Here is a 12,953-nt window from a genome sequence, read left to right as displayed (position 1 = left end):
CCGGCGAGCGTCCGGGGCGGGTGCCCTCCGCGTCAGGTGCGCCCCGTACCCCGGTAGAGGTCCAGCTCCCCGTCCAGTTCGACGGCGAGCACCGTGGCGTACTCGTCCACGTCCTCCGGCGCCGGCGCGTCGAGCCAGGTCACGCCCGGTACGTCGTGCAGCCCGCCGGTGACCCGGTGGTCCAGCTCGGCGCCGCTGCCCAGCACGGTCACCCGGCGGACCCGGTTGCGCAGCCCGCGCACCGACACCGTCTCGCGCGGGACGTCGAAGCAGACGAGGTACAGCGTGCGCCGGTCGGCCGACAGGGTGCTCGGACCGTAGTGGTGCCCCGGAGGCAGACCGGCGGCCGTGCCGTACACCGCGTCGGCGTGCCGGGCGATCCACGCCCCGAGTCCCTCCAGCCGCTCCGCCTGCTCCGCCGGGATCGTGCCGTCCTCGCGCGGGCCCACGTCCAGCAGCAGATTGCCGCCCGCACCGATCGTCTCCGTGAAGTAGCGCACCAGCTGACGCACCGACTTGTGGTGGTGGTCGTGATGCTGGAAGCCCCACGAGTCGTTCACCGTGAGGCACAGCTCCCACGGCCCCTCGGGAGCCCGGAGCGGCACGCCCTGTTCCGGCGTGGCGTAGTCGCCGTGGCTCAGCATGCGCGCGTTCAGGACCGTCTCCGGATTCCCGGCCAGGATCCGGGCGGCCAGCGCGTCCAGGCCCCACTGCTCCTCGGTGCGCTCCCACTCGCCGTCGAACCACAGCAGGTCCGGGCGGAACCGGTCGACCAGCTCGCCGACCTGGCCGTCCCGGTAGGCGAGGTACCGCGCCCAGGCCGCCGGGTCCTCGGTGCCCGGCCGGGCGTGCGCGTACGGGTTCGCGGGCTCCTCGTCCGGCTCGGGATGGCGGACGGTGGCGTAGTCGGGGTGGTTCCAGTCCGAGTGGGAGTAGTACAGCCCCACCCGCAGGCCGCGCTCGCGCAGCGCGTCGGCGTACCCGGCGATCAGGTCACGTCCCGCCGGGGTCCGCCGCACCACGTCCAGCTCCCCGTGGGCGGTGTCCCACAGGGCCACACCGTCGTGGTGCCGGGCGGTGAGAACGGCGTAGCGGGCACCGGCCCGGACGAACAGGTCCGCCCACGCGCGCGGGTCGTAACGGGCCGCGGTGAAGCCGTCCAACTGCCTCATGTACTGCTCGTGGGGCACCTGACCGGTGTAGAAGGACCAGGACTCCGGGACTCCGTCCACCGCGTAGACGCCCCAGTGGACGAAGATCCCCAGCTTGGCGTCGCGGAACCAGGCTTGCATCGGCATGCGGCCACGCTAGAGCGGGACGCGCGGGCGCGGGTGCCGATCAGCGGTACTGGTCCCTCCGGTGCCCACCTGGTCGTTGCGCGCCCGCCGCACGGTCCACCGACTCGTCACCGGACCTCCCGCCGATCCCCACGCATGCCGGGGACCCCACCGGGTACGCGAGGCGGGAGCCCGTCCGGGCACCAGCCCGCCCGGACGGCCCGTACCGCTACCTGGGGATCAGCCATGGAGACACCCGCACACGACGCCCAGCCGACGCCGGCCCAGCAGGCACTGGACGCGCTGGCCGAGAACGCCGAGGACCAGGCCGCCCTGGACACCCTCGCCCACAGTGACGTACTCGTCCCCGTACCGGACGACGCGGTGGACGGAGAAGGCGCCGACGCCTCGACGGTGGCCCTGCCCGTCCTGGAACAGCCCGGGGGCGACCCGGTCGTCCCGGTCTTCACCACGGAGGGCGAGATGGCCGAGCTGCTGCCGTTCGTCTCGCGCTACCGCCTGATCCCGCTCGGCGCGCTCGCCGCCCAGTGGCCCGAGGGGGAGCTCTCCCTGGCCATCGACGGCAGCTCCGCGCACGGGCTGACCCTCACCTCACAGGGGGTGCGCACTCTGCTGGTCCGGTGATACGGCGCCCCTGAGGGGCGCACGAGCCCCGCGCACGCCCCCACACCGCGCACACCCGCGCGCGAAACAAGGCGTTCCCGTCCCCTACGGCCGGAAGTGCTCCCCGGCGCCGGTGGTCACCGGCCCTTCCGGCGGGAAGATCCCAGCGGGGGACGAGAGCCGGGCGAGCGCGAAGGAGCCGATGGTCGTGAAGGTCGTCCTGCTGGGCACCGCCGCCGGGGGCGGCTTCCCACAGTGGAACTGCGCCTGCGCGCTGTGCGCCGCGGCCCGGGACGGCAGGCTGCCCTCCCGCACACAGGACTGCGCCGCCGTCACCGGCAACGGCCGCGACTGGTGGCTGCTGAACGCGTCTCCCGACCTGCGGACGCAGCTCGCCGCGACCCGGGCCCTGTGGCCCGGCCCCGGACCCCGGGACACCCCGGTGCGCGGAGTGCTGCTCACCGACGCCGAGGCCGACCATGCGACGGGCCTGACCGAGCTGCGCGGGGCGGCGGGCCTGAAGATCTACGCCGCGCCCCCGGTGCACGGCGCTCTCGCCCCCGCCCGCGCCGCGCTGGACCGCTACGCCCCGTGGGAGTGGGCCGACAGCCTGGCCGACGGCGGCTTCGTGCTGGCCGGCGGACTCGTGGTGACCACCCATCCGGTGGGGGAGAAGGTCCCGAAGTACGTACCGGACCAGGCGTCCACGCCGTCGGGACCCTGGGTGACGGCGTACCGCATCGAGGACCTGGCCACCGGGGGAGTGCTGGTGTACGCGCCCTGCGTCGGCGCCTGGAGCCCCGTCCTGGACGGGCTGTGCGCCGAGGCCGACTGCGTCCTGCTGGACGGCACCTTCTTCGCCGCCGACGAGATGGGCACGGCGGTGCGCTCCGGCGCCGGGCAGGCCGCCATGGGCCACCTGCCGGTTACCGGTCCCCAGGGCTCCCTCGCCGCGCTGGCCCGACATCCCGGCGCCCGCCGGATCTACACCCACCTCAACAACACCAACCCGCTCCTCGACCCCGCCTCACCCGCACGCGCGCGCGTGGCCGCATACGGCGCCGAGATCCTGCCGGACGGGACGGAGCTGGTGGTCTAGACGGCCGGTTCCCCGGGGCGGGCCCCGTGTTCCGGGCCTTCCTGCCCGGTCAGCATCCGCCGCAGGACCGTCCGCTGCACCGGCAGCACCTCGGCGTGCAGGGCCCGGCCCTTGGGGGTGAGCGCCACCCACACCCCGCGCCGGTCCTCCGCGCACACCGAGCGCTCCACCAGGCCGTCCTTCTCCAGCCGGCCGATGAGCCGGGACAGCGCGCTCTGGCTGAGGTGCACCCGGCCGACCAGGTTCTGCACCCGGCACTGGTCACCCTGCCGGGGCGACTCCGCCGCCAGGATGTCCAGCACCTCGAAGTCGCTGGCGCCCAGTCCGTGCGGATGCAGGGCGCGGTCGATCTCGCACATCGTGCGCGCGTGGACCGCGAGGATGTCCCGCCAGCGTTCTTCGAGCCGGGTCTCGGCCGTCGTGCCTGCCATACCGGCACGGTAGCACCGATCCAGCCAATCGTTGAGTGTGCAACTAGTGCGCGGGGCGGGGGTCGTGGCGAGGTCAGGCCGCCGGGTCCTGGAGCAGCCCCACGAGGTTGCCGTCGGGGTCCCGCACGAAGGCGATCAGCCGGCCGCCGCCGACGTCCTGCGCGTCCTGGAGCAGCTCGGCGCCCGCCGCCAGCAGCGCCGCGAGCCGCTCCCGCAGATCCGTCACGTGCCAGTACGGCACCGGCCCGGTCATGCCCTTGGCGTGCCCGTTCGGGTCCAGGCCGACGTCCTGGCCGGCGGCCTTGAAACCGACGTAGTACGGCTCGTCCGCGTACGGCTCGACGCCCAGCAGCGCGCCGAACAGGGCCTTGGCGCGGTCCAGGTCCTTCACCGGGTAGATGATCGTCTGGAGGCCGGCGGTCATGGTGCTCACTCCTTCGAGAGGCGGGACCCGACGGTTCTCGTCGGTGCTCTCAAACTAGGGCCGGGGAGCCCGCCGCGGCTTCTCCGATCCTGACCGCTTCCGGCGACGCCCCGCCGGAACGCCGCACGCTCACCTGGGCGCCGTACCTGAGCAGCCGTGCTCATGCCGGGGAGCCGCACGCGTCCGAGACTGCCGACATGAAGCCACTCTCCAGCACACGTACCCGAGCCGCGCGCCCGGCTCGGCTCACCCGCGTCGGCAGCCGCGCGGTGCCGCTCGCCCTGTGCGCGGTGCTCCTCGCCGCGTGCGCAGCGAACGAGGGGGCGGTGAGCAGGAGGGGAAGGACGGCGCCGGCAGCCGGTCCGTGGCGGCCCGCACACCCTCGGAGGGCCCCGAGTTCATCGAGTTCATGGAACTGCTCGACTCCGTCGAGGAGCCGTGCGTGCCGCAGGCGCCGGCCACCGTCGCGCCCGAGCCGTCCGAGCCGGGACGGCCGAGGACCGCGCCCACCCCCCTGCCCGCGCTCCCCAGCACCCCACCGGCCCCGGACGCCACCGGCCCCCGCGAACCCCCGTGCGGAAGTGGCACTGAGCGGCGTCGAGAAGTGCGCGGCCCGCGCCCACACCCGCCGGATCACCGACGCCCTGGAGAAGACGCCCGATCCCACCCCCGACCAGGTCGGGGAAGCGTTGCGCGGCCTCGGTTACCTCGACGAGCGCGTCGACGGTCCCCGCCGGTCCGCAGGCAGGGTGGGCTTCACGCTCGACCTGCGGATCATGGGCGGGCACCTGTGCCTGGACGGCACCGTCACCGGCGCGCGGACCGCCGTGCTGCCGTACGGCGCGTCGCCGCGGGTCACCTGCCGGGAGGTGCGCCGGAGCGCACCCGGCGTCATGTCGAGTCGCGCTTGACCAGCTCGGTCGGCAGGATCACCGCCGCCGGGTCCTCACCGCCGATCTGGGCGAGCAGCACCCGCACCATCTCGTTGCTGATCCGGTCCCACGGCTGCCGGATGGTGGTGAGCGCAGGGGTGGCGGCGGTCGCCGCCGGCGAGTCGTCGAAACCGCCGACGGCGATGTCCTCGGGCACCCGCTTCCCGGCCCGGTGCAGGGCCGCCAGCACCCCCTGCGCCATCAGGTCGGAGGCGACGAACACGGCGTCCACGTCCGGCGCCTGCGCCAGCAGCCGCTCCGCGCCCGCCTCACCGCTGGCCCGGCTGTAGTCGCCGGGGACGACGAGCCGCTCGTCGGCCGCGATGCCCGCCTCGGCGAGCACCTCCCGGTACCCGGCGAGCCGCTCCACACCACCCGGGGTGTCCAGCGGACCGGTGACCACCCCGATCCGGCGCCGCCCCAGCGACAGCAGATGCCGGACCATGTCGCGGGCGCCGTCCCGGTCGTCGGCGGCCACGTAACTCACCTTCGAGCCGAGCCCGATCGGCTTGCCGCACGCCACCAGCGGCACGCCCGCCGCCCGCAGCTCCTCGGCGACCGGATCGCCGGAGTGGCTGGAGACCAGCAGCACCCCGTCGACGTGCCCGGCGGTGATGTACCGCGTGATGCGCCGCCGTTCGTCCTCGGTGCCCGCCAGCATCAGCAGCAGCGGGACGTCGTGCGCGGCCAGCGCGTGGGTGCAACCGCGCAGCAGGACGTTGAAGTTGGGGTCCTCGAAGAACCGCTCCTGCGGCTCGGTCAACAGGAAGCCCACCGAGTCGGAGCGGCCCGTGATCAGCGAACGGGCGTGCCGGTTCACGACGTACCCGGTCCTGCGGATGGCGGCGTTGACCGCCTCCTGAGCGGCGGGGCTGACGTAGTGGCCGCCGTTGAGCACACGCGAGACGGTGCCGCGCGAGACGCCCGCCTCGCGCGCCACGTCATGGATCGTCGGCGGTCTGCGCCGGCCCCCCGTATTGCTCATGGTCATGACTTTACGGCCCCGGACAGCAGATCGAGGCTCCAGAAGCGCTGGATGACCAGGAAGAGGGCGATCAGCGGAAGCACCGCGAGGAACGCGCCCGTGATCACCAGGGTGTACAGCGCGGGCGTGTTCGCGCCCTGCTCCAGCAGCGTGTACAGACCCAGCGTGAGCGGGAACCTCTCGTCGTCGCTGAGCATGATGTACGGCAGCAGGAAGTTGTTCCAGATCGCGACGAACTGGAACAGGAACACCGTGACCATGCCGGGGATCATCATCGGCAGCGCGATCCGGGTGAAGATCCGCCACTCGCTCGCCCCGTCCATCCGCCCGGCCTCGACCACGTCGGCCGGCACGGCGGCGGAGGCGTAGATCCGGGCCAGGTAGACGCCGTACGGAGAGAGGATCTGCGGCAGCAGCACGGACAGGTAGGAGTCCGTGAGGTCGGCCTTCGCCAGCAGCAGGTACTGCGGGATCGCGAGGATCACCGGCGGCATCAGGACGCCCGCGAGCAGGACGTTGAACATCGCCTCGCGGCCCTTGAAGCGGTAGGTCGCCAGCGCGTAGCCGCTGAACGCCGAGACGGCGGCGGACAGCAGGGCGCCGAGACCGGCGTACAGGGCGGAGTTGCCCATCCACTCCCAGTAGATCCCGCCCCGGTAGGCGTTCAGGTCCTTGAGGTTGTCGGCGAAGCCGGTGCCGGGCAGGAAGGTGAACGTGGAGAACAGCTCGTGCCCGGACTTCGTCGACGCGATCACCACCCAGGCGACCGGGAGGAGGGTGTAGACCGCGCCGAGCAGCAGCGTGACCGTCGGGATCAGCGCGATCCGGCGGCGCAGCGGAGGGCCCTGCGCGGTGCCCGGGGTGGTGCCGACGGCCGGGGCCGCCTTGCGGACGGCGAGGGTGCTCATCCCGCTGCCTCCTGTTTGTTCCGGCGGTTCGCGGCCCGCAGGAAGCCGAACGACAGCAGCAGCGTGACCACGGCGATCAGCGTGGCCTCGGCCGCCGCCGAGTAGACGTCGTTCCGGCCGAAGGCGTCCTGGTACACCTTCATCAGCGGGCTCCAGGTCGTGTTGACCGAGTTGGTGAGGGGCTTGAGGGTGGTCGGCTCGTTGAACACCTGGAGCGTCGCGATGATCGAGAAGAAGAAGGTCAGCACCAGCGAGGGCGCCACCATCGGGATCTTGATCCGCAGCGCGACCTGCAACGGGGTGGCGCCGTCCAGCTCGGCCGCCTCGTAGACCTCGGCCGGGATGGACCGCAACGAGGTGTAGATGACGATCATGTTGAAGCCGGTGCCGCCCCAGACCGCGATGTTCGACAGGGCGAGGTAGAGCGGACCGCCGTCCAGCAGGTCCGGCTGCGGCAGGCCCAGCTTGTCGAGCACGAAGTAGAACGGGCTGACGTCCGGCAGGTACAGGAAGCCCCACAGCAGCGCGGCCACCACGCCGGGGACGGCGTACGGCAGGAAGATCGCGAGCCGGGAGAACGGGGCGAGCCGCACCTTCTCGGAGTCCAGCATCAGCGCGAACAGCAGCGCGAGGCCGAGCATCACCGGGACGACGATGCAGCCGTAGCCGAGCACGCGCAGCGCGCCGTGCAGCAGTTCGCTGTCCCGGAAGGCGCCGGTGTAGTTCTCGAAGCCGGCCCACACCTCCTTCCGCGCACCCGACCCCAGGCCGAGCCCGGAGACGCGCACCTTGCGGAAGCTGAGCCAGACCGCGTAGCCGATGGGCAGCGCGAAGAAGAGGGCGAACAGGACCGTGGCGGGGAGGAGGAAGCCGTACGGGGCCCCCTTGACCCCGTACGGCCTCCGGCTGGTGGAGCCGCTCACCGAGCGACCTCGAAGCCCTGCTTCTCCATGTCGGCGACCGTGTCGTCCTGCACCTTGCGCAGGGCGGCGGTGAAGTCCGACTTGTTCTTGGCGGCTGGGCCGAAGGCGTCCTTGAAGGAGGTGTAGGCGACGTTCACGTTCGGTCCCCACGCGGACGGCGCGGTGGTCTTCGCGATGCCGGCGGCCTTGGTGTAGAAGTCCGCCTGATTGGAGAAGTACGCCGGCGGGTTGGAGAAGGCGCCGCTGAGCTGGGCCGAGGTGGAGGCCGGGTAGATGCCGCCCTCCTTCGCCAGCGCGTTCAGGGCGTCGTGGTCGGTGTTCAGCCAGGCCGCGAACTTCGCGGCGGTCTCCTTGTGCGCGGAGTCGGTGGTCACCGCCGTCGAGGAACCGCCCCAGCTGCCGGTGACGTCCTGATCGGCCGACCACTGGGGGAGCGGGGCCATGGCCCACTTGCCCTTGGTGTCCGGCGCCGCCGTGGTCAGGGTGCCGGGCGCCCACACGGCGCTCACCCAGGCGATCTGCTTGCCGGTGTTCAGCGCCTTGTTCCAGGACGGGGTGTACATCGGCTGGTTGTCGATGACGCCCTCCTTGACCAGGCCGCCCCAGAAGTCGGCGACCTTCCGGGTGGCGGCGTCGTCGATGCCGACCTTCCACTTGCCGCCGGAGGCGGTCCACCACTTGGCGCCGGCCTGCTGGGCGAGACCCGCGAAGAGACCGGAGTCGCCGGCGGAGAAGGTGGTCAGGTCCTTGTCCGGCGCCTTCTCCTTCAGCCGGCGGGCCGTCTCGGCGAACTGCTCCCAGGTGGTGGGGACCTTCAGGCCGTACCTCTTGAACAGGTCCTCGCGGTAGTAGAACATCATCGGCCCGATGTCCTGCGGCACCGCGTAGACCGCGTCCGTGCCGAGCGTGGTCTGCTGCCAGACGCCCTCGGCGAACTTGTCCTTGACGTCGTCGACCTCGTCGGAGATGTCGGCCAGCGCGTCATTGCTGACCAGCGTCGGCAGCGCCTGGTACTCGGCCTGCACCAGGTCGGGGGCCTTCTTCGCCTTGTGCGCGGTGAGGATCTTGGTGATCAGCGTGTCGCCGGACGCCTGCTTCTTCACCGTGACGGTGATCCGGTCCTTCTTGCCCGGCCCCTCGTTCCACAGGTCCACCACCTTGTCCATGCCGGGTGTCCAGGTCCAGTACGTGAGCGAGACGGGACCCGACTCGGCCTCGGTGCCGTCCCCGGAACCGCAGGCGGCGAGGGCGGTGGCGCCGAGGGACACGGCGAGGGCGGTTGTCACGAGGCGACGGCGCTTCGTGTGCGGCATGGTTTCTCCCCTGACCTGGGTCCCCGCCCGCTGCGGGGACCTGCCATGCAGATGTGCACGTTCACATGACTCGGGTGCTCGCGGCTCCGCAGCCCCTGCCATGCTTCTGTGAGCGTTCACAGTAGAGAAACATCCCGGACACTTGTCAATGGTTGTTGCTGTGCGGTTATGTTGGCCTCGCACCGCCGAGGGTGTGTGTGCACGTTCCCAAATGATCGATTTCCCGGGAGAGATCCATGCCGGACACCAGCCCCAGGGGCCTCACCAGGCTCGCCTTCGGCGGGGACTACAACCCCGAGCAGTGGCCGGAATCCGTCTGGCAGGAAGACGTCAGGCTGATGCGGGAGGCCGGCGTCACGATGGTGAGCGTCGGGATCTTCTCCTGGGCGCTGCTGGAGCCGGCGCCGGGGGAGTACGACTTCGGCTGGCTCGACCGGGTCATCGGCCTGCTGCAAGAGAACGGCATCCGCGTGGACCTCGGCACGCCCACCGTGGTGCCGCCCGCCTGGTTCTACCGGGCCCACCCCGAGGCCCTGCCGGTCACCGCCGAGGGCACGCGCTACGAGTTCGGTTCACGCGGGGCGATCTGCCACAGCAACGCCGACTACCGCGCCGCCGCCGCGAACATCACCACCCGGCTCGCCGAGCGCTACGGCGACCACCCGGCGCTCGCCCTGTGGCACGTCCACAACGAGTACGGCGTCCCCGTCTCGGCCTGTTACTGCGAGTCCTGCGCAGCCCACTTCCGTCGCTGGCTCGCGGACACCTACGGCAGCGTCGACGCCGTCAACGAGGCCTGGGGCACGGCCTTCTGGGGCCAGCGCTACACCGGCTTCGCGCAGATCAACCCGCCCCGGGCCACCCCGACCGTCGGCAACCCGGGCCAGGCCCTCGACTACAAGCGCTTCGCCGACGCCACCATCCGGGAGAACTTCCGCGCCGAGCGGGACATCCTGCACCGCCTCTCGCCGGGCGTCCCGGTCACCACCAACTTCATGACCGCGCTCAGCCAGTGCGACTCCATGGACTACTGGGCGTGGGGCCGCGAGGTCGACCTCGTCACCAACGACCACTACCTGATCACCGACGGCCGCCGCACCCACGTCAACCTCGCGATGGCCGCCGACCTCACCCGCTCCGTCGCCGGCGGCGCGCCCTGGCTGCTGCTGGAGCACTCCACCTCGGGCGTCAACTGGCAGCCCCGCAACCCCGCCAAGGCCCCCGGCCAGATGGCCCGCAACTCCCTCGCGCACGTGGCGCGCGGCTCCGAGGGCGCGATGTTCTTCCAGTGGCGCCAGTCCCGGCGGGGCGCCGAGAAGTTCCACTCGGCGATGCTGCCGCACGGCGGCACCGACACGCGCGTCTGGCGCGAGGTGGTCGAACTCGGTTCCCGCGTGGGTGCGTTGAGCGAGATCCGGGGCACCCGCACCGAGGCCGACGCGGCCATGCTGTGGGACTGGCAGTCCTGGTGGGCGCAGAACCTCGCCTGGCGGCCCAGCGAGGACCACGACCCGCGCGAGCGCGCCGACTCCTTCTACGAGGCGCTCTACGACCGCCACCTCACGGTCGACTTCGCCCACCCCGAGGCCGACCTGTCCGGATACCCCCTGGTCGTCGTGCCGGCCCTGTACCTGATGACGGAGGCCGCCGGGAACAACGTCCGGGAGTACGTCCGGAGCGGCGGCACGCTGGTGGTGTCGTACTTCTCCGGCATCGTCGACGAGCACGACGCCGTCCACGAGGGTGCCTACCCGGGCGCGTTGCGCGATGTCCTCGGGCTCACCGTGGAGGAGTTCTCGCCGCTGCTCAAGGACGAGAGGGTCCGCCTGACCGGCCCGGACGGCTCCGAGCTGACCGGGGACGTGTGGACGGAGTTCCTGGTCCCGCGCGGCGCCGAGACCGTGTGGACCTACGCCGACGGGCTCACCGCGGGCCGCCCCGCCGTCACCCGGCACCGGCTCGGCCGGGGCACCGCCTGGTACGTCTCCACCCGCCTCGACGCCCGGGGCCTGGACGCGCTCATCGGCTGGGCGGCCGACGACGCCCGTCTCGCCCCGCGCGCCGACCTGCCCCGCGATGTCGAGGTCGTGCGCCGCCGCGGCGACTCGGGCACCTACCTCTTCGTCATCAACCACACCGCCGGCGACACCAAGGTGTCGCTGGACACGCCCGGGACCGAACTGCTGACGGGCGAACGCGCCGCGGGCCGCCTGGCGGTCCCGGCGGGGGCCGTCCGGGTCGTACGACTCGACGGCTGAGCCGGCTCCCCTCCGCCCGCGCGTGCCACGAGAGCCGTGGGCGGAGGGGTTCTCCTCCGGTCCCGCCGGAGGACACCCTCCCCAGTCACGTCGAAGGGACGACGGACGATGAAGTTCCATCCCAGACGCACCCTCAGGGTCCTGCTGCCGGCGCTCGCGGCCGGGCTCGCCCTCACCGCCCTGCCCGCCCAGAGCGCCCAGGCCGCGAGCACCCTCACCAACGGCGGCTTCGAGTCCGGCGGCACGGGCACGGCCACGCCCGCCGGCTGGTCCGAGTACGGCGACACCGGCGCCTCGTACACCGAGCCCGGTGGCCACGGCGGGAGTTACCGCCTCAGCCACTACGCGTCGTCCGCCTACCGGGTGGAGACGTACCAGTACCTGTCCGGGCTGGCCAACGGGGCCTACACGGTGACGGCGTGGGTCCGGTCCAGTGGCGGGCAGAAGGCCGCGTACATGTCGCTCAGGAATTGCGGCAGTGCGGAACAGCGCACCGATCTGCCGATATCGTCCAGTGGATGGATACGGATCGTCACGTCGGTCAAGGTGACCAACAACCAGTGCACCATCAGCGTCAACAGTGACGCGAACGCCGGCAACTGGATCAACGTTGACGATCTCACCTTCACGTCCGGCACCACGGGTACGTCCATCCACGGCGCCGACATCTCCTCCCTCGCCAAGAGCGAGGCCAAGGGCGGCGTCTACAGGACGAGTTCCGGGGCGACCGGGGACGCGCTCTCCATCCTCAGGTCGTCCGGCATGAACTACGCCCGCCTGAAGGTCTGGGTGAACCCGGCCGACGGCTTCAACGACAAGGCGCACGTCCTCGCGATGGCCAGGCGCGTCAAGGCGCAGGGCATGAAGCTGCTGGTGGACTTCCACTACTCGGACAGCTGGGCGGATCCGGGCCAGCAGAACAAGCCGGCCGCGTGGGCGGGCCACACCTACGGTCAGCTCAAGACGGACGTGTACCACCACACGTACGACGTGTTGAACGCCTTGAAGGCTCAAGGCACCACCGCCGACATGGTCCAAGTGGGCAATGAGATCAATGGCGGCATGCTCTGGTCCGAGGGGTCCACGGACGACTGGAGCCGGCTCGCCGGGTTGATCAACTCCGGCTACGACGCCGTCAAGGCGGTCAACCCGTCCACCACGGTCGCGCTGCACCTGGCCAAGGGCGGGGACAAGGCCGGCACCGAGTGGTGGTTCGACAACGCGGTCGCGAACGGCGTCAAGTTCGACGCGATCGGCCTGTCGTACTACGGCTACTGGCACGGCCCGCTCTCCGACTTCCAGAGCACGCTGGACGACGCGGCCTCCCGCTACGGCAGACCCGTGTTCGTCGCCGAGACGGCCTACCCCTTCCGGCTGGACAGCGACGACGCGCTCACCAACCAGATCGACACCAGCGGCGAACTGGTCCCCGGCTACCCGGCGACGGTGGCCGGCCAGACCAAGTGGCTGAACGACGTGGCGAGCATCGCGGAGGCCGTCCCGAACGGCCGCGGTCTCGGCGTCTTCTCCTGGGAGGCGACCTGGACCGCCGTCACCGGCAACGGCTGGGACCCGGCGGACGCCGCGTCCGGCAACGGCTGGGAGAACCAGGCCCTGTTCGGCTACGACGACAAGGCGCTGTCCTCCATGGCGTGGTTCGGCCACCGCTGAGCCGTCCGTGGACGGGCCCGGTCGCGGCGGCGGCCGGGCCCTCGCCGTGCTGCGCGGCGGCGGGACCCCCCTCGGTCGCACGGCCGTTCGGTACCGAACAACGGCCGC

The 12,953-nt window shown here is 71.8% G+C and carries 12 protein-coding genes; 5 read left to right on the top strand and 7 right to left on the bottom strand.

Features of this window, described 5'->3' with window-relative positions; translation table 11 throughout:
* Positions 1-32: 32 nt before the first annotated feature.
* Entirely contained in the window at positions 33-1,298 is a 1,266-nt protein-coding gene (locus AQJ11_RS24325; RefSeq protein WP_059264368.1) for an alpha-L-fucosidase, read from the bottom strand.
* 225 nt (positions 1,299-1,523) lie between these two features.
* Between AQJ11_RS24325 and AQJ11_RS24320 the strand changes: the two genes are divergently transcribed.
* Positions 1,524-1,922, top strand: a complete 399-nt coding sequence (locus tag AQJ11_RS24320; protein ID WP_014670936.1) for an SseB family protein — start codon at positions 1,524-1,526, stop codon at positions 1,920-1,922.
* A 187-nt stretch (positions 1,923-2,109) separates the two neighbouring features.
* Positions 2,110-3,000 (top strand): pyrroloquinoline quinone biosynthesis protein PqqB, encoded by an 891-nt coding sequence (gene pqqB, locus AQJ11_RS24315; RefSeq protein ID WP_059264510.1) that lies wholly within the window; start codon positions 2,110-2,112, stop codon positions 2,998-3,000.
* Here the strand turns inward: pqqB and AQJ11_RS24310 are convergent.
* Both AQJ11_RS24310 and AQJ11_RS24305 read right to left on the bottom strand, forming a co-directional pair.
* Positions 2,997-3,431 carry a MarR family winged helix-turn-helix transcriptional regulator gene (locus AQJ11_RS24310; RefSeq protein WP_059264367.1) on the bottom strand — a complete coding sequence of 145 codons (435 nt, stop codon included), beginning with the start codon at positions 3,429-3,431 and terminating at the stop codon, positions 2,997-2,999. The two genes, pqqB and AQJ11_RS24310, sit on opposite strands and share 4 nt — an antisense overlap.
* Before the next feature lie 73 nt (positions 3,432-3,504).
* A complete protein-coding gene (locus AQJ11_RS24305; protein ID WP_014670933.1) occupies positions 3,505-3,855 on the bottom strand; it encodes a VOC family protein in 351 nt (116 codons plus the stop codon).
* Positions 3,856-4,436: 581 nt separating this feature from the next.
* Here AQJ11_RS24305 and AQJ11_RS24300 point away from each other — a divergent pair.
* The gene (locus tag AQJ11_RS24300; RefSeq protein WP_059264366.1) at positions 4,437-4,766 is read left to right on the top strand and encodes a hypothetical protein; all 330 of its coding nucleotides are present in this window, start codon (positions 4,437-4,439) and stop codon (positions 4,764-4,766) included.
* On the opposite strand, the gene AQJ11_RS24295 is transcribed toward AQJ11_RS24300, so the two are convergent.
* From AQJ11_RS24295 to AQJ11_RS24280, 4 genes are read right to left on the bottom strand one after another with little or no spacing between them, the layout of a single operon-like run.
* A complete protein-coding gene (locus AQJ11_RS24295) occupies positions 4,747-5,778 on the bottom strand; it encodes a LacI family DNA-binding transcriptional regulator (protein WP_059264365.1) in 1,032 nt (343 codons plus the stop codon). The two genes, AQJ11_RS24300 and AQJ11_RS24295, sit on opposite strands and share 20 nt — an antisense overlap.
* A complete protein-coding gene (locus tag AQJ11_RS24290) occupies positions 5,775-6,680 on the bottom strand; it encodes a carbohydrate ABC transporter permease (protein WP_059264364.1) in 906 nt (301 codons plus the stop codon). Before AQJ11_RS24290 ends, AQJ11_RS24295 begins: the two co-directional genes overlap by 4 nt.
* Positions 6,677-7,603 carry a carbohydrate ABC transporter permease gene (locus AQJ11_RS24285; RefSeq protein WP_059264363.1) on the bottom strand — a complete coding sequence of 309 codons (927 nt, stop codon included), beginning with the start codon at positions 7,601-7,603 and terminating at the stop codon, positions 6,677-6,679. The genes AQJ11_RS24290 and AQJ11_RS24285 overlap by 4 nt, the downstream gene beginning before the upstream one ends.
* The gene (locus AQJ11_RS24280) at positions 7,600-8,916 is read right to left on the bottom strand and encodes an ABC transporter substrate-binding protein (protein WP_059264362.1); all 1,317 of its coding nucleotides are present in this window, start codon (positions 8,914-8,916) and stop codon (positions 7,600-7,602) included. The genes AQJ11_RS24285 and AQJ11_RS24280 overlap by 4 nt, the downstream gene beginning before the upstream one ends.
* A gap of 236 nt (positions 8,917-9,152) precedes the next feature.
* Between AQJ11_RS24280 and AQJ11_RS24275 the strand changes: the two genes are divergently transcribed.
* On the top strand, positions 9,153-11,174 hold the full coding sequence (locus AQJ11_RS24275; protein ID WP_059264361.1) for a beta-galactosidase: 2,022 nt from the start codon (positions 9,153-9,155) through the stop codon (positions 11,172-11,174).
* Between the two features lie 108 nt (positions 11,175-11,282).
* Entirely contained in the window at positions 11,283-12,845 is a 1,563-nt protein-coding gene (locus tag AQJ11_RS24270) for a glycosyl hydrolase 53 family protein (protein WP_059264360.1), read from the top strand.
* Positions 12,846-12,953: the final 108 nt, after the last annotated feature.

Source organism: Streptomyces corchorusii (assembly GCF_001514055.1).
Lineage (GTDB): Bacteria > Actinomycetota > Actinomycetes > Streptomycetales > Streptomycetaceae > Streptomyces > Streptomyces olivaceoviridis.
This window is presented reverse-complemented; position numbering and strand designations above follow the sequence as displayed.

Coding starts and splice junctions, on each gene's coding strand:
- AQJ11_RS24270 (WP_059264360.1), top strand. CDS start 11,283: ATGAAGTTCCATCCCAGACGCACCCTCAGGGTCCTGCTGCCGGCGCTC.
- AQJ11_RS24325 (WP_059264368.1), bottom strand. CDS start 1,298: ATGCCGATGCAAGCCTGGTTCCGCGACGCCAAGCTGGGGATCTTCGTC.
- AQJ11_RS24280 (WP_059264362.1), bottom strand. CDS start 8,916: ATGCCGCACACGAAGCGCCGTCGCCTCGTGACAACCGCCCTCGCCGTG.
- AQJ11_RS24310 (WP_059264367.1), bottom strand. CDS start 3,431: ATGGCAGGCACGACGGCCGAGACCCGGCTCGAAGAACGCTGGCGGGAC.
- AQJ11_RS24305 (WP_014670933.1), bottom strand. CDS start 3,855: ATGACCGCCGGCCTCCAGACGATCATCTACCCGGTGAAGGACCTGGAC.
- AQJ11_RS24275 (WP_059264361.1), top strand. CDS start 9,153: ATGCCGGACACCAGCCCCAGGGGCCTCACCAGGCTCGCCTTCGGCGGG.
- AQJ11_RS24290 (WP_059264364.1), bottom strand. CDS start 6,680: ATGAGCACCCTCGCCGTCCGCAAGGCGGCCCCGGCCGTCGGCACCACC.
- AQJ11_RS24295 (WP_059264365.1), bottom strand. CDS start 5,778: ATGACCATGAGCAATACGGGGGGCCGGCGCAGACCGCCGACGATCCAT.
- AQJ11_RS24320 (WP_014670936.1), top strand. CDS start 1,524: ATGGAGACACCCGCACACGACGCCCAGCCGACGCCGGCCCAGCAGGCA.